Genomic DNA, 14,181 nt, shown 5'->3' on the forward strand with positions numbered 1-14,181 from the left:
ATTTTTTATTTTTAAGTGGTACAAAACAAGGCTAAAAAACTTATCTCCAAAGTTCTTTAGCCTTGTTCACTTGTTACACATTACAAAATTTAATTCGTACAACGGTACCTTTACCAACTTCTGAATGAATTTCTACATTATGTCCTAATTGTTTCGTAATTTCATATACAAGATAGAGCCCCATACCAGTTGATTCTTTAAAAGCTCTACCGTTTTCTCCTGTAAAGAAAGGTTTAAACACTCTTGGTAAATCTTGCTTCGGTATCCCTACACCATTATCGGCAATTTCAAGTATAACTGTATTATCTTCCTTACAAGCTTTCACTTTGATCTTCTCTCTATTACCTGATGAATATTTAATTGCATTCGATAGTATTTGTCCAATTAAAAATTGTAACCATTTCGCATCACTCTCTACAGTAATATCCTTCTCAATTTTAAGCTCTGGATATACAAAGTTCCGGATAAAGAGGCGTTTATGTTCATGTACGGAATCATTCACTATTTTATGTAGTTGTACTCTTTCTACATAAAAATCTTGTGTAAATGCTTCTAAACGTGCGACATACAGAGCCATTTCTAATCCCTTTTTTAATCGATCTGTTTCCTCATTTATACTTTCAAAACGCGAATCTACTTCATCCTGTGTAATTAATTCTATTACAGATAAAGGTGTTTTCATTTGATGGATCCACTGATTCATAAAGGTTAAATGGTCATTATTTTTTCTCTCTTGTATTTGCAGCTGATTTTGATAATGTCTATATTGCACCTCAAGTAGTTCTTGAAGAGCAATCGATACAGCTGCAAAATCAGATTTTTGAACAGATTCATCTAAAGATTGCATTGGGTTTGCTAAGCGCTCATAAAAAGAACGATGTGTAAAATAACGAAATACTAAATAACTTCCCATAAAGAAAACACCTAAAAACATTGCATATAATGCAGTTGAAATGTGATTATGTCCATCAAACCAATATACGAGGAATATGGCTAGTAGTTGGATCGCTGTAAAACAAATAAGTGGTATATGATCACGTATAAACAGCCTTATCATTTTTCCATACCAGTATCCCAAGTAATATGCAATCTATATCCAACACTACGAATCGTTTCAATCGCATCCTCAATCTGCATCGTTTTTAACTTTTTTCGCACACGTGTTGTATTTACACTTAATGTATTATCATCAACATAAGATTCGCTATCCCATAATTTATTTAATAACACTTCTCTACTCACAACACGCGGATAATTTTTCATTAACATTTCTAATAAAATGGCTTCGTTTCTCGTTATATCAATCTCTTGATTCTTAAGCTTTAATACAAGCCTTTCGGGATATAAACAAAGTCCTTGTTGCTCAACCATCCGTTCTTCTACTTTCGGTGCATAATCCCCGTAAGCACGTCTTAAATAACTACGAATTTTAGCCATTACAACTTCGTAATGGAAGGGCTTTGAAATAAAATCATCGCCACCGTTTTCTAGCGCCATAACTTGATCCATCGTACCTTCACGGGCCGAGATAAATAATATCGGACATGTAGAAACTCCGCGAATTTGACGGCACCAATAGTACCCATCAAAACTCGGTAAATTAATATCTAATAAAACTAACTCTGGTTGTTCTTCTAAAAAAATGTTTAATACATTTTGAAAATCCGATACGATAATCCCTTCATACCCGTATTTCGCAACATGTGTTGATAATAGTTCTGCAATTTTCATATCGTCTTCTACAATCATAATTTTAACCATTTGTTAACTCCTTTTTCACTCCACAATCTTATATACAATTATATAAATTAAATACTACCTTTTTTTATTTAATTCGTAAATTAAAAAAGGATACTTTTATACAACAGCACCCTTCTTCCATTATTCTTATTTAAAATGAAATTCACTCAAAGTAAATCCCAGTTTCTCCACATAATTCATACCTAGTTCCACCCGAGCAGTCTTCAGTGGATCCACAACTTGGCATACTTTTAAATTGCCTGCAGCTGACAATAAAAGAGTTGCTTCAGCCTTAGACATTTCTAATTCTTCATGTAAAAATGTCACCATATTACGTACAGCACGATTCGCTGCATCATCTAATAATTTCTCTGAAGCAATCGTCATTACTTTTTCTTTTTGGATAGCCATTGGTAATGGCCATTTCTTTCCTTTTATAATCTGAACTGTTACTGTCACCTCACCAGCAACCTCTACTCCACTAACACCAATTTCACCATCACCCATCGCTGCGTGTAAATCACCTAATGCTAATAAAGCACCAGGAACATTTACAGGTAATAATAATGTTGTCCCTTCTCTTATTTCTTTACAATCCATATTCCCGCCGTGATCATGAGGTGTGCCACATGAAATGCTCTCTTCTTTCGGCGCAGTACCAATTACACCGATCATTGGATTAATCGGGATTTGTAGTTCATTTGAAAACAAAACATGTTCATTATGTATTGGGACGATCTTCACTGTATTTTCATGTAGCTCTTCACCCATTACGCCTAGATTTGCCCCTGTAGTTAAAACACCTTGCTCTGCAATTTTTATCTTTTCAATTGTTACAACTAATATATCACCAGGTTCTGCACCATTAATATATACTGGGCCAGTCGCTGGATTAATCCGGTTCCAATCTAATTCTTGAAACACAACATCTTCAGAATCAATTTGATTTTCAAAGCAATCGTATGTTTCAAATACAAGGCGACTCCCAATTTCCACTTCCATACATGGTTTATTTTCTGGTGACATTGCGTAAATGCTATGTTCTTTATGAATTCGATACATAGTATCTCTCTCCTTTTATATTGGTCTACAATTACTAATTAGCTTTTTTCATAAAAGCTCCTTTTAATAATTATTGAATTTACATATAGAAAAGCACTTAGCTTATTTTCATACATACACTCTTTACTATAACAGGTAAAGAAAGGTGGTATCACTATGCCCCTTATTCCGTATAACGAAAGTGATGTTGATTTACTAGCTCGTTTAATTCGCGCTGAAGCTGAAGGAGAAGGTCGACAAGGTGAACAACTTGTCGGTTGCGTAGTAGTAAATCGTGTATTTTGTGATTGCTTAGATTTTAAACAACTTCGGTCTGTACGTGATGCAGTATATCAAAGCCCCGGCGGATTCGAAGCCGTGCAATACGGATATTTTTATCAGCGAGCTCGTGATTCAGAAAAAGAAATTGCAAGAAAAGTTTTACAAGGTGAGTGGAGATGGCCTGCACGATGGGCTCTTTGGTATTTCCGTCCAACTGGAGCTTGTCCGCCTGAATGGTATAACCAGCCATTTGCAGGGCAATTTAAAAGCCATTGCTTTTATGAACCACGTGGTGATGAATGTCCGAAAATGTATTCACGATAGTAAAGTTTGCAACGCAAGTACTTAGACCACTGAGTACTTGCGTTTCCTTTATTTTTTAGAAATCTAATAATGTGATGAATTTTTCAACGCCTACTACATGTATTAATAACGGTATACGTGGGCCGCTAGTCTGATTCATAATGAGCCTATAAATTATAATAAATAATTGTTTTTGATTTTCTTTCATTATTTTTTTATTTTCATGATGGCAAATCGAATACAATTGTTCCATTAAGTTAGAGTAATCTTTATTAGAACGAAGTATTTTACAAACTTCTACTAGCCATTCTTTCTGCCTCTCATCTAATGTGTTGTAAAACTCTGTATTTCTCTCTTGATTTACCGCAATTAATTTTTCAGATTGAAAGTTTCTTATCCAATACTCTGCACGGTTACATATCGCTATCATAGCATCTATTGCATAACTCCTATCTGTTTTTTCTAATATACCTTGTAAAATAGATGAATCAAAATTTAATAGCGGTAACGTTCCAGCAACCTGATTAAACTTTGGATACTCTTTAAACCCACTATCAACTTTAGAGAGTTTAATTGCATCAAATAAATCTTCGTTTTTGAGCGTTTTATTCTCATAACTATCTTTCAATCGTTCATATTCTGTATAATTGCGAATCACATCTTCATCAAGACCGATATGAAAAGCTGCGTTCGGTCTATATTTAGCGAACATAAATAGAATCACTTCTGGTAAATACACTTTCAACAACTCACTAGGTGTAATACTATTCCCTGAAGAACTAGACATTTTTTCATGATTCCCTTTAATTCCAATGAAATCATAAGCAACGTAATGAGGAGCTTCACGATTAAATATTTCCCTTGCAATTTCCTTCGATACATTATAACTACCCGATTCCGATGAATGATCTCTTCCGCCCGGCTCAAAAATAACATCCTCTATCATCCACCTCATCGGCCAATCGATTTTCCAATTCAGTTTCATTTTATTTGTATTTAATACTGATAATTCATTTTGATTTCCACATACACATTCATACTGAACTGTTTTTAATACTTTATCAAAATGTGTAATCGTTGTTGCATCTTTCCCGCATTTCTCACAATATAACGTAACCGGATAAAAGCTCTCTCGCTCTTCTTCACTACACTCTCCAGTTTTAAATCTTATTAATATATCATATATTTCTTTTCTTTTATATAAAGCCTCTAATATGTTTTTGTTATACCTTCCGCTTCTATATTCAGCATGTTGATATATGAATTCCACATCAACCCCAAATACTTGAAGCGATTTCTCAAACTCTTTTTCAAAATGCTCTGCATACGAATTATGACATCCATACGGATCTGGAATATCACAGTATGGCATACCAATATATTTTGCAAAAGATGGATCAATATTTTTAGGAACTTTTCTAAACCTGTCATAATCATCCCATGAGAATATAAAACGAGTCCTTTTCCCTAAATCTTGAAGTGCTCTTACAACAAAATAAGTCGTTATTATTTCGCGAAAGTTCCCGATATGAACAGAACCAGATGGACTGATTCCAGATGCACAAACAAAAGTTTCTTTATTTGGATGTTTTCTAATTAATTCATGTGCTACTTCATACGCCCAATGCATATGTTATTCACCTCAATTATTATTTGTTTTCATATTTTCAAATTTATGCAATAAAAAAACTCCCACCCCCAAGATTATTCATCTTGAGGACGAGAGTTGTTAGCTTCGCGGTACCACCTCAGTTTGTTAATACGTCGCCATATTAACCTCTTCAGGTACGGCAAAATATGCTTATACCCTATCTCTATAACGGGAGAATCCGTCGCACCATCCCTAAACAAATTAGTTCCTTGCGCAGCTCCAAGTCTTTTTTCATTAAGATGTATACTGCTCTTTCTCAGCTACCAGAGCTCTCTGTACGTATCCTTTCTTAACTACTCTTCTCTTCCATGCCATTTTAAATATTATTTTTTTATATGATAATTTATAAAACTTTTATTGTCAAACTTTTCTAAAAAATAGCTATCTAAAAAAATGTTTTATCGCTTCTAATTGAATTTTATGGATACATTCATCACAACAATATGTCCCTTTCGGTTTCTCTTTAAATCGCTTATATTTTTCACTACCTTCGTAAACACGAAATATATTTTTACAAGAAAAGCAAACAATTTCATAAAACATCATATGCATTTTCCTCTCCATGTTTATACATTTTTTTATCTCTTGAGAAAATCAATTTTCTACAGTACAAATCTTAATATCTTCTGACTAAAAGGTTTATCTCTATTCTAATCGAATTATATAAATATCTTATAAAGCGAGGTGAAAATCTTGATTAGTAATATAGAATTAGTTTTAGATGCTTTAGCAAGTTTTGCTAAAGGACCTCGTTAGAATGAAAGTATTGGAGTTGAAATACAATGAATCGTATTAATTACATAAGACAAGAAGAAAAGAAATATCATGACCTTTGCTATGAACAATACAAACTATTTGAAACTGGCTCTTGGCTTTACAAACCGGTTAAAACAGTTATGGACTTAATGGAGTACTTTGAAGGACAAAATAACTTACAAGTACTTGATCTAGGCTCTGGCGTTGGAAGAAATAGCATTCCAATTGCACAAATAATAAAAAATAATAACGGCACTGTTACTTGTGTGGACTTACTGGATTCCGCTTTAACAAAATTACAAATTTATAGTAAAGAACATGATGTTTTTGAAGTTATAAAAACAGAACAAGCAGCAATTGAAAACTACTACATCCAACCTGATATTTTTGATTATATCGTTGCAATATCAAGTTTAGAGCATGTTCAATCAGAAGAAGATTTAAAAAACGTGCTCCATTCTATGAAAAAAGGTACAAAGACTGGTGGTATCAATTGTTTAATTATTAACTCGAACATACAAGAAATTGACTTACATACGAAAGAAGAATTAGATGCTTTAATTGAAATTAACCTTCCAACTGAACATATGATATATCTATTAAAAAGCATTTATAAGGAATGGCAAGAAATAAAAGTTGAAATAAAAGAAATAGCTTATAATATAGTCCGAAACGAAAGACACATTCAATTAAAAACAAATGCTATTACGTTTGTCGTTCAGAAATAATCGTATAATTAAGATGTGACTCTTTCTCTCAAATTCATTTTTATTGTACAAAATTTGTTACTTTATATATTTATTAATCAAAACACAAAAACCATGCTTCAGTATCATTAGAAACATGGTTTTTATTATTGATCATACTAAATTGCTTAGCTATTTAATGAATTCATTAACTGGAAGAAATGTTCAGGTTCATGTGTCTTATTTAATTCATACCATGAATGGAGTGTATCTGGCGCAAATACATCTAATTTTTTCAGTACCTCCACTGCAAATTCCAAAGGAGCTACTCCAGATGCAGTAATAAGATTTTCACCAGACGCTACAGATCCCATTTCATATAAATTTTCCCCTTTATATGTAGGACAAACCATTTTCATATAATCTAAACTATTACTTGTATGCTTTCTAGAATTTAAGTATCCGTAATTTGCAAGGCCTATTGTTGCACCACAAATTGCAGCCACAATAGTACCAATCTTTAAAGCTTCTTCAACTTTTTGCAATATGGGTTTATGTATGTTTTCAGTCCAAGTATTTCCTCCAGGTAAAATCAATAAATCATTACTCTCAAGTACACATTCATCTAGGGAAATATCTGGCTTTACGTTCAAGCCTCCCATTGAAATAACCCTTTCTTTATTTATTCCAACTGTAACTACTTTAAAAGGTGCTAAACCCTTTTTAAAATATCTACCTGTATTAAGTTCAGCAATTAAATGTCCGTATTCCCAATCGGACATCGTATGAAATACATATAAATAAGCTTTTCTAGTTTGCATTCAATAACACTCCATTCACAACTTAATCTAATCTTTTCTAAAAGATAATCTATTTATTATTTATAATTGCTTGTCGAGCTTTTTCTTTATCATCAAAATGAATAGTCAAATCCTTTAAAATTTGATACGTTTCATGCCCTTTCCCTGCAATCAAAACAATATCATTAGAAGATGCCATGTTTATTGCATGTTTTATAGCAAGTTCACGATCTACTTCAACTTTATAATTCAAATTATTATTCTGTGAAAATCCTTTTTCAATATCTTTCATTATTGCCTGCGGGTCTTCCGAACGTGGATTATCAGAAGTAATATAAACAAAATCGCTATAACTTCCAGCAATTTCACCCATTATAGGTCGTTTTTTTGCATCTCTATCCCCACCGCAGCCGAAAACAGTAATGATTTTACCTTTTGAAAACTCGCTAATTGTAGTAAGGACATTTTCTAACGCATCAGGCGTATGAGCATAGTCCACGATTACAAGGAAATCTTGATTTTCGTCTATGATTTCCATTCTACCTCCAATGCTCTTTAAATCAGATAAGCTGTCACTAATATTTGTAAGCGGAATACCTTCAACCAATGCAGCTGTTATTGCTGCTAATGCATTATATACATTAAAGTGGCCTACTAGATTTAGATTGATTTCTATTTCTCCATTAAAGGACGAAACTAAAAAACGAATACCTTTTGGGCTTAAAGTTATGTTCTTCGCTTGAACATCTGCTCCATTATGTATCCCATATGTAATAACCTCAGCTGAAGTAATTTTTTTAAAGTATTCTACCGATGGATCGTCTGCATTCAATATAGCAAAATTTTTATCTGTAATAGAAAAATCATTTCCTAATCTTGAAAATAGAAGGCCTTTTACATGCTTATATTCCTCAAATGTTCCATGGTAATCCAAATGATCTTGCGTTAAATTTGTAAAAATAGCGGTTTTAAAGTTACACCCTTTAACTCTTTCCATGTGTAAACCTTGTGAGGTAACTTCCATAACACAATAATCTGTATTATGATTTTTCATCGTTTGCAAATTCCGCTGAAGTATCGGTGGTTCTTGCGTATTAATATTAGTAGGATACCATTTCGAACCAACTTTCACTCCGTTATTCCCCATAAGCCCTGTTTGAAATCCATAATCAGTCAAAATCTTTTCAAGTAAATAGGAAGTAGTTGTTTTACCATTTGTTCCTGTAATTCCAATTAGCTTCATTTTATTAGATGGGTAACCATAGAAATGTGATGCAATAACTGCCATAGCATACCTAGCATCTTTAACAATTATTTTAGGTATTTCAATATTTATATCTCTTTCTACAATTAACGCCACAGCACCATTTTCCACTGCATCTTCAACAAATTGATGTCGATCTTCAAGAAAACCATCGATACCTGATACACATATAAATAAATTCCCACTAGTTATTTTTCTAGAATCCATTTCTAATCCCGTAATTTCTACATTCATATCTCCATTGGTATCTTTAATCAATAACAAATCCGCCAGCTCTTTTAGTTTCAAATCCCTCGCCCCCTTACAAATTCCCCTTACTTATTTTACCACTTTATATAAAATAGTGGTTTAAAATTCCATATTAGTCGGACGAAATTTAATCATCTTCAATAAACAAAAAAATAAAAGAGCACTTGTTTCCGCAAGTGCTCTTTTTGGGGATTTTGAGATATCCTATTAAAGAAAGTTAAGGTTACTTAAAGTTAATAGGTATTTCTATTATATGCTTGTCCTTTTTATTTGTGCATAATCCATATATAAGAATTTATATTAACACTAAATAATTTTATTAATTACTGTTTTAGAATAAAGGTTATTCAACTCATTGCAAATAGCCTAAAAAAGATAAGCCAAAACTATTATTAAAATATAAGTTTAATATCATACATTACTTGTTCAGCTACATTATCAGCTAATTGATTAACAAATACTAAATTTATTTTAAACCTAAAATCGGTAAGATTGTGTAATTAATCCTATATCCTTCAAACCCTGATGGCTTCACATCGTATTCCCACTTATGGAAGCATTCTGTTAACATGTATCCTACTTTTCCTTTATTCTCGTCTGTATTATGATTAATATAGCCGCATTGTTGGTGCGAGGTAATGATATCCTCAGAAATTTTCTCCACATTCTTAAAACGGCTAAGATCAGGCGTCACATCTATCCAACTTTGATTTGTTACTTTATCATAACGAGCTTTTAAACGATAAATAATCCAACCATTTGGTTGTTTGAGTACACTATTCTCTAAAGAGGCCTTATCTGAATAGTAAGTAACTACATCAATCTCAACTTCTTCTTTGTTTTTCATATCTTCCATGAATTGTACAACTTCACTATAATCTGTTTCTTTTAGTTCTTCCTCAAAAACACCAAGTGATACTAAAATTAGTATGAACGCTGTAATTGAAAATAAGGTAATGATTATCTGTTTTCTTGTCATGTAGTTCCCCCTAATTATATTAAACACTACACATGATATGGCTTTGAATATATTCACTCTAGTGGTCTAACGTTTTTCCTCCATTTTAAATTTCACCAAAATTAACCACATTATTGTTTCTAGAAATACTAAATGAAAATCATATTTTCAACATGGTTAAACTTCATTTTAAACAGACAACAGATAAGGTATACCTCGCCCGTTACGATATGACTACCTACTAATCTTTTTCTTTTGTACAAGCAATTAATAGCCGTAATTTTCACAAAACATTTTGACGTATTACTTATTCCAATATAAAATTATATGCAAACAATCAAAATTAACCTAAAATATATAAAGGGTATACCATACTAACAGTTAAATGCTTAGATTTGTCCTTTGCCATAATTAACAAGGATAGAGTAACATGAAAATAGAGAACGAGTACCGTTACTAATCACATGCAGGTTCTTTGAAAATTACATTTTCATACTATAAACATAAATAAAAGGGGTACATACGAAATGAACGGTTTAATGGAAAATAATTTAAGAACTTTGTTCCTTCTCTTTGTAAGTATAATTGTACTAGTATTTCAAACTATTATTTTTGTAAGAATAGTAAGAAACTGGTTCAAAACCAAAAATATAGATAAATTAAAAGAAGATAAACAGTATATTAAAAAGCTAACTATAGTATACATAGCAATTATGGTAATAGGCGCTATTACAAACTTACCTTTATTCGGATTTATATTGTTAGGCTTTATGTCTAATACTATTATATTAATGTCTTTAAAGATAGAATTGTCTAATACAAAATCAAGTCAGTTGAAAACTGTGAAGAACTCAAAGCTCATGTTATGGTTTGTAATGAACACTATACACTTAATACTTTTCTTTGTTGAGGGGATAAAACTCATTAAAAGTATTTAAGGCGATACTTTGAGATAACGATACGACTTCTTAGGCATCACTTAATTGCATAAAATTGACAATTTTATAGAAGCGATCGTATCTTTTATAAGAAACAGTCGCTTCTATAAATATATATGTATTAAGATTTATATTTTTTTACTGTACAAGGAATAGTTACGATATACAAATCTATAACATAGATTGTAACCCAAATCCTTTTTTTGTTTAGTTGAGATAAATGCTCTGAAACTTTTCTTTTCCCCCACCTTCTAGGAAACCATTTTTTCTCCTTTTCTTCTTTTTCTGACATTAAAACTCCACAAAAAATATCAAACGCATTTTATTTCTAATTTTATCACTGTATTTCCCCATATTTTAAGCGCTATCTAGTCTTGTTTCTCTAGATTTATCTCTATTAAGACTTCTAGTTCATTTATAATTCCTAGTATGTTTGCCTTTATTATTTATGCAGAATATACAATCAATATATACTAATTTTTCACAGGTCTTTTCTACATTTTATCATTAAGAAATTAATTGAAGGTTTATTTTCTACATTCTTATTTGGTTCGTCAATTTCCGAAACTTGTACTAATCCATACTTATTAAAATCTTGTTTTATAGATTCAGAATCATAGAAGAACATTTTTACGCCTTCCATTATCTCATAATAGTCTTTATCCAACTGGTTTCCTTTTCCATACATAGGAGCTTTTTGAGAAACTGTTGTGAAAACCATATATCCACCTGGTTTTAACTGATTATAACAATCTTTAATAAAATTCTCTCTTTCCTGCTCATTCAACAAATGAAGAAGTGCATGACTAAATATCCCATCATACAGTTTGTTATCAAAAGGCATTTCGTTTACCGAACCGTGATATATACTAACATCTTCTAGTCCGTTTTGTTTCGCTAAATCAATAGCTGTTTTTGAAATCTCAATTCCAGTTACATTTAAACCATTATCGATAAACACCTTTGCGTTTCTTCCATATCCAATACCCGGTACTAATATATCTTTAACGTTCTTTTCCAGAAAAACATCTTTTGTCAAAATTGCAGATTCTGTAGGTTCAAATCCCCACATTGTTTGTTTCTCAATAAAACTTGATTCCCAAAATTCCATTTTATTTTTATCTCCTTATTCTTATCTCTTGTATAGCATCACCTGAAAGACCTATTCATTTTAACGCTGCTTTTTTCACCACAGTCACTATAGGTCCATTGAATATAGCATATTAATAAGCCTATATCTATTTTAAAGATTGGTTGAATATGTATTCTAAATATTAATTTTTACATTTAGACAAAATAAAAAATACCAATACTTCTATTGTATATTGGCATTTTTACATAAGAAATTATCTTTTTATATTGTACTGATCTATTACTTTTTCTAACACTTCTAAAGTTATTGGTTGAGCTTTCTCTATTAATTGATAACCAATACGCCCATTCGGTTCAGCTGTAACTTGTTGTAAACTCTTTAAATCATGAATTCCTTTTTCTCTTAATTGCATATATAGTTGTTGTTCCGACATTTTTGCTTTCATCAAATTCTCTTTTACAATTTCTCCGTTTTCAACAATAACAACACTACTGCCATTTAGGAATTGTTCCACCTTCCTTGATTTCAATTCAAAGAAATGAATGATAAGAAGTACGCTTGCAAATATTACAGCTGCAAATATAGATGGGACTACTTTCCTACTTAATACTGGTTCTACAATAATACGGCCGATTGATACTACTATAATTATTTCCGCTCTCGTCATTTGACTAACAGATTTACTACCTGTCATTTTTAATGCAATCATTCCAGTAAGAATTAAAATTATGCTTTCCAAAATCATATTCATAATAGCCCAATCCTTTAATGGTGAATGTTACTAGCATTCTCCATTAAAGGATGAATTATAAGCTATAAGTTGACCTATTATTCATATGAAACGAATACTTTCAATGGATTTATTGTCCCTTTACTCAATTCTGCAAAACATTGCTCGAGTGTAGAATAATGAATTTCATGTTGAAAAATCTCTTCTATCCATGGCGTCTGTTCTATTTGATTAAAAAACCAATCTGCATGTTTTTGATAATCATATCCGTCACTTGAACCAATGATTTGCAATTCTTTTCGATAAAAGTCAGCGGTTAATGTTAGGTCTTCTATATTACCATCAGAAAGAATACATATTTCTCCATTACTATTAATAGCCTTTTGTAATGTGTGAAACCCACTATTTGTAGCAGAACATTCGAAACCGTAATTATATGTTTCTATTATTTGTTCTTCTGATTCATATATGTTTTTCGCACCAAATTTCTTTGCAAAATCTCTTCTATTTTTATTAGGTTCAACAACATCTACCTGCTTAACACCTACATAGTATTTTAAAAAATAACAAGCGAGTAAACCAATAACTCCCATTCCAGTTATAAGTACTTTTTCATCCTGTCGCAGATTTAGTTTTAATACTCCTTTAGCAGCATCACACGAAAGAATAGATAATAAAGCAACTTTAGGTGTTATATAACTAGGCACTCGAATTACTTTATCCCCCTTAACTATTCCTATCGTTTCATGTCCATAAAAAGAAACTACTCTATCACCTACGTTTAAATTTGTTACTTTATTACCAACTTGAATAACTTCACCATAACTTTCATATCCAGTTTTTCTAGGATACATAGGATTTGTATCTGAAACATCCGATTCTTTATACTGTGGTAACTCTGCTCCAATACTTATTGCACCTGCAATTGTTTTAATGATAATTTCCTCATCCTGTATAGACTTAATTTTACAAGTTTCCCACTTAAGACGTTTTGGTCCTTCTAAAACTAATTTATTTTGTTCCATCTATGACCCTCACATTTTATAAAAATATATTCTCACTAAATTTTAAAAAATGTATAATAGATTCATCTAAAATTTAAGCTATAAAGTTGGCTAGCAACCAAAAGTGATAATATGATAATTGAATTTGATGGATATGGAATTAATGAGTATGTTATTGGCCTTAACCGTTCTCTAAACGAATTAAGAACAATGTATTTAAATGTGAAAAATGAAGAGATATCTAACGAAGATCTTCTAAGCTTATTTTGTGTACATTACCATTATAAAAAAATCCCAAAATTACTACGAGAAGACGTCACGAGCGATGTTGTCATTGATTTAGATACGGACTATATTTATATCCCTAATAGATAACAATACATTAGATTAAAAGAATAGGAATTACGATTCAGCTAAGTGTTTAATAAAATAAGTAAATGCCCAAATTAATGTCGCGAATTGAGTGACAAAATACATGGTCCATTCAAAACCAGTCAATTTTCTCTCTCGTTTCACTTTCTTTAAGTATCTGTAAAATATTAATGTACTTAAAAACATTAGTAATAGCGATAATTGCTGTAAATCATCGACTATACGTACCCCCATAGATTCCATCACCCTCCTATTCATAATAAATGCTATACATAAAGAGTACCATATATTGGTAGTTTATTTCCATTTAAATT

Annotated in this window: 17 protein-coding genes and 1 other annotated feature; of the genes, 4 read left to right on the plus strand and 13 right to left on the minus strand. The window is 31.5% G+C overall.

The features are described from left to right. Positions 1–73: 73 nt before the first annotated feature. From QCI44_RS15550 to QCI44_RS15560, 3 genes are all read right to left on the minus strand, one after another. On the minus strand, positions 74–1,057 hold the full coding sequence (locus QCI44_RS15550; protein ID WP_016087739.1) for a sensor histidine kinase: 984 nt from the start codon (positions 1,055–1,057) through the stop codon (positions 74–76). Then, a complete protein-coding gene (locus tag QCI44_RS15555) occupies positions 1,054–1,761 on the minus strand; it encodes a response regulator transcription factor (protein WP_016087740.1) in 708 nt (235 codons plus the stop codon). Before QCI44_RS15555 ends, QCI44_RS15550 begins: the two co-directional genes overlap by 4 nt. Positions 1,762–1,887: 126 nt before the next feature. Then, positions 1,888–2,802, minus strand: a complete 915-nt coding sequence (locus tag QCI44_RS15560; protein ID WP_016134574.1) for an acetamidase/formamidase family protein — start codon at positions 2,800–2,802, stop codon at positions 1,888–1,890. A gap of 156 nt (positions 2,803–2,958) precedes the next feature. On the opposite strand from QCI44_RS15560, the gene QCI44_RS15565 reads away from it, so the two are divergent. Further along, a complete protein-coding gene (locus QCI44_RS15565) occupies positions 2,959–3,387 on the plus strand; it encodes a cell wall hydrolase (RefSeq protein ID WP_016134573.1) in 429 nt (142 codons plus the stop codon). Positions 3,388–3,442: 55 nt separating this feature from the next. Here the strand turns inward: QCI44_RS15565 and lysS are convergent, their stop codons facing one another. Both lysS and QCI44_RS15575 read right to left on the minus strand, forming a co-directional pair. Then, complete coding sequence (lysS, locus tag QCI44_RS15570) at positions 3,443–4,996, minus strand: lysine--tRNA ligase (RefSeq protein WP_353811305.1); 1,554 nt, start codon at positions 4,994–4,996, stop codon at positions 3,443–3,445. A gap of 82 nt (positions 4,997–5,078) precedes the next feature. Then, positions 5,079–5,335: a binding site (T-box leader), on the minus strand. A gap of 63 nt (positions 5,336–5,398) precedes the next feature. Beyond that, the gene (locus QCI44_RS15575; RefSeq protein ID WP_016087744.1) at positions 5,399–5,569 is read right to left on the minus strand and encodes a DUF2197 domain-containing protein; all 171 of its coding nucleotides are present in this window, start codon (positions 5,567–5,569) and stop codon (positions 5,399–5,401) included. Between the two features lie 230 nt (positions 5,570–5,799). Here QCI44_RS15575 and QCI44_RS15580 point away from each other — a divergent pair, with 230 nt between their 5' ends. Then, positions 5,800–6,501 carry a class I SAM-dependent methyltransferase gene (locus QCI44_RS15580; protein ID WP_001079955.1) on the plus strand — a complete coding sequence of 234 codons (702 nt, stop codon included), beginning with the start codon at positions 5,800–5,802 and terminating at the stop codon, positions 6,499–6,501. Between the two features lie 146 nt (positions 6,502–6,647). Here the strand turns inward: QCI44_RS15580 and QCI44_RS15585 are convergent, their stop codons facing one another. The 3 genes from QCI44_RS15585 to QCI44_RS15595 all read right to left on the minus strand — a co-directional run bounded on the left by QCI44_RS15585 (position 6,648) and on the right by QCI44_RS15595 (position 9,751). Next, positions 6,648–7,280 carry a type 1 glutamine amidotransferase family protein gene (locus QCI44_RS15585; protein WP_001194783.1) on the minus strand — a complete coding sequence of 211 codons (633 nt, stop codon included), beginning with the start codon at positions 7,278–7,280 and terminating at the stop codon, positions 6,648–6,650. 49 nt (positions 7,281–7,329) lie between these two features. Next, positions 7,330–8,811, minus strand: coding sequence for a UDP-N-acetylmuramoyl-L-alanyl-D-glutamate--2,6-diaminopimelate ligase (locus QCI44_RS15590; protein ID WP_088083769.1), 1,482 nt, complete (start codon positions 8,809–8,811; stop codon positions 7,330–7,332). A 427-nt stretch (positions 8,812–9,238) separates the two neighbouring features. Continuing rightward, a complete protein-coding gene (locus tag QCI44_RS15595; RefSeq protein WP_016134567.1) occupies positions 9,239–9,751 on the minus strand; it encodes a hypothetical protein in 513 nt (170 codons plus the stop codon). A gap of 506 nt (positions 9,752–10,257) precedes the next feature. Here QCI44_RS15595 and QCI44_RS15600 point away from each other — a divergent pair. Beyond that, entirely contained in the window at positions 10,258–10,668 is a 411-nt protein-coding gene (locus QCI44_RS15600; protein ID WP_001013789.1) for a hypothetical protein, read from the plus strand. Between the two features lie 121 nt (positions 10,669–10,789). On the opposite strand, the gene QCI44_RS15605 is transcribed toward QCI44_RS15600, so the two are convergent. From QCI44_RS15605 to QCI44_RS15620, 4 genes are all read right to left on the minus strand, one after another. Next, positions 10,790–10,960 (minus strand): hypothetical protein, encoded by a 171-nt coding sequence (locus tag QCI44_RS15605; RefSeq protein ID WP_170771155.1) that lies wholly within the window; start codon positions 10,958–10,960, stop codon positions 10,790–10,792. Between the two features lie 189 nt (positions 10,961–11,149). Continuing rightward, complete coding sequence (locus tag QCI44_RS15610) at positions 11,150–11,779, minus strand: class I SAM-dependent methyltransferase (RefSeq protein WP_088083768.1); 630 nt, start codon at positions 11,777–11,779, stop codon at positions 11,150–11,152. A gap of 235 nt (positions 11,780–12,014) precedes the next feature. Next, positions 12,015–12,512: a DUF421 domain-containing protein gene (locus tag QCI44_RS15615; protein WP_088083767.1), complete on the minus strand. Its 498-nt coding sequence runs from the start codon at positions 12,510–12,512 to the stop codon at positions 12,015–12,017. Positions 12,513–12,589: 77 nt separating this feature from the next. After that, positions 12,590–13,516, minus strand: coding sequence for a zinc-dependent alcohol dehydrogenase (locus QCI44_RS15620; protein ID WP_088083766.1), 927 nt, complete (start codon positions 13,514–13,516; stop codon positions 12,590–12,592). A gap of 111 nt (positions 13,517–13,627) precedes the next feature. Here QCI44_RS15620 and QCI44_RS15625 point away from each other — a divergent pair, with 111 nt between their 5' ends. Further along, positions 13,628–13,870: a hypothetical protein gene (locus QCI44_RS15625; protein WP_016087752.1), complete on the plus strand. Its 243-nt coding sequence runs from the start codon at positions 13,628–13,630 to the stop codon at positions 13,868–13,870. Between the two features lie 27 nt (positions 13,871–13,897). Here QCI44_RS15625 and QCI44_RS15630 read toward each other — a convergent pair whose 3' ends face one another. Continuing rightward, the gene (locus QCI44_RS15630) at positions 13,898–14,101 is read right to left on the minus strand and encodes a hypothetical protein (RefSeq protein WP_016087753.1); all 204 of its coding nucleotides are present in this window, start codon (positions 14,099–14,101) and stop codon (positions 13,898–13,900) included. Positions 14,102–14,181 lie beyond the last annotated feature (80 nt).

Source organism: Bacillus cereus group sp. RP37, assembly GCF_040459695.1.
GTDB lineage: Bacteria > Bacillota > Bacilli > Bacillales > Bacillaceae_G > Bacillus_A.

Excerpts from the sequence above, each read along its gene's own strand:
- QCI44_RS15585 (WP_001194783.1), bottom strand. The coding sequence starts at position 7,280 with ATGCAAACTAGAAAAGCTTATTTATATGTATTTCATACGATGTCCGAT.
- lysS (WP_353811305.1), bottom strand. The coding sequence starts at position 4,996 with ATGCATTGGGCGTATGAAGTAGCACATGAATTAATTAGAAAACATCCA.
- QCI44_RS15610 (WP_088083768.1), bottom strand. The coding sequence starts at position 11,779 with ATGGAATTTTGGGAATCAAGTTTTATTGAGAAACAAACAATGTGGGGA.
- QCI44_RS15555 (WP_016087740.1), bottom strand. The coding sequence starts at position 1,761 with ATGGTTAAAATTATGATTGTAGAAGACGATATGAAAATTGCAGAACTA.
- QCI44_RS15595 (WP_016134567.1), bottom strand. The coding sequence starts at position 9,751 with ATGACAAGAAAACAGATAATCATTACCTTATTTTCAATTACAGCGTTC.
- QCI44_RS15560 (WP_016134574.1), bottom strand. The coding sequence starts at position 2,802 with ATGTATCGAATTCATAAAGAACATAGCATTTACGCAATGTCACCAGAA.
- QCI44_RS15625 (WP_016087752.1), top strand. The coding sequence starts at position 13,628 with ATGATAATTGAATTTGATGGATATGGAATTAATGAGTATGTTATTGGC.
- QCI44_RS15615 (WP_088083767.1), bottom strand. The coding sequence starts at position 12,512 with ATGAATATGATTTTGGAAAGCATAATTTTAATTCTTACTGGAATGATT.
- QCI44_RS15580 (WP_001079955.1), top strand. The coding sequence starts at position 5,800 with ATGAATCGTATTAATTACATAAGACAAGAAGAAAAGAAATATCATGAC.
- QCI44_RS15620 (WP_088083766.1), bottom strand. The coding sequence starts at position 13,516 with ATGGAACAAAATAAATTAGTTTTAGAAGGACCAAAACGTCTTAAGTGG.
- QCI44_RS15630 (WP_016087753.1), bottom strand. The coding sequence starts at position 14,101 with ATGGGGGTACGTATAGTCGATGATTTACAGCAATTATCGCTATTACTA.
- QCI44_RS15600 (WP_001013789.1), top strand. The coding sequence starts at position 10,258 with ATGAACGGTTTAATGGAAAATAATTTAAGAACTTTGTTCCTTCTCTTT.
- QCI44_RS15575 (WP_016087744.1), bottom strand. The coding sequence starts at position 5,569 with ATGCATATGATGTTTTATGAAATTGTTTGCTTTTCTTGTAAAAATATA.
- QCI44_RS15550 (WP_016087739.1), bottom strand. The coding sequence starts at position 1,057 with ATGATAAGGCTGTTTATACGTGATCATATACCACTTATTTGTTTTACA.
- QCI44_RS15605 (WP_170771155.1), bottom strand. The coding sequence starts at position 10,960 with ATGTCAGAAAAAGAAGAAAAGGAGAAAAAATGGTTTCCTAGAAGGTGG.
- QCI44_RS15565 (WP_016134573.1), top strand. The coding sequence starts at position 2,959 with ATGCCCCTTATTCCGTATAACGAAAGTGATGTTGATTTACTAGCTCGT.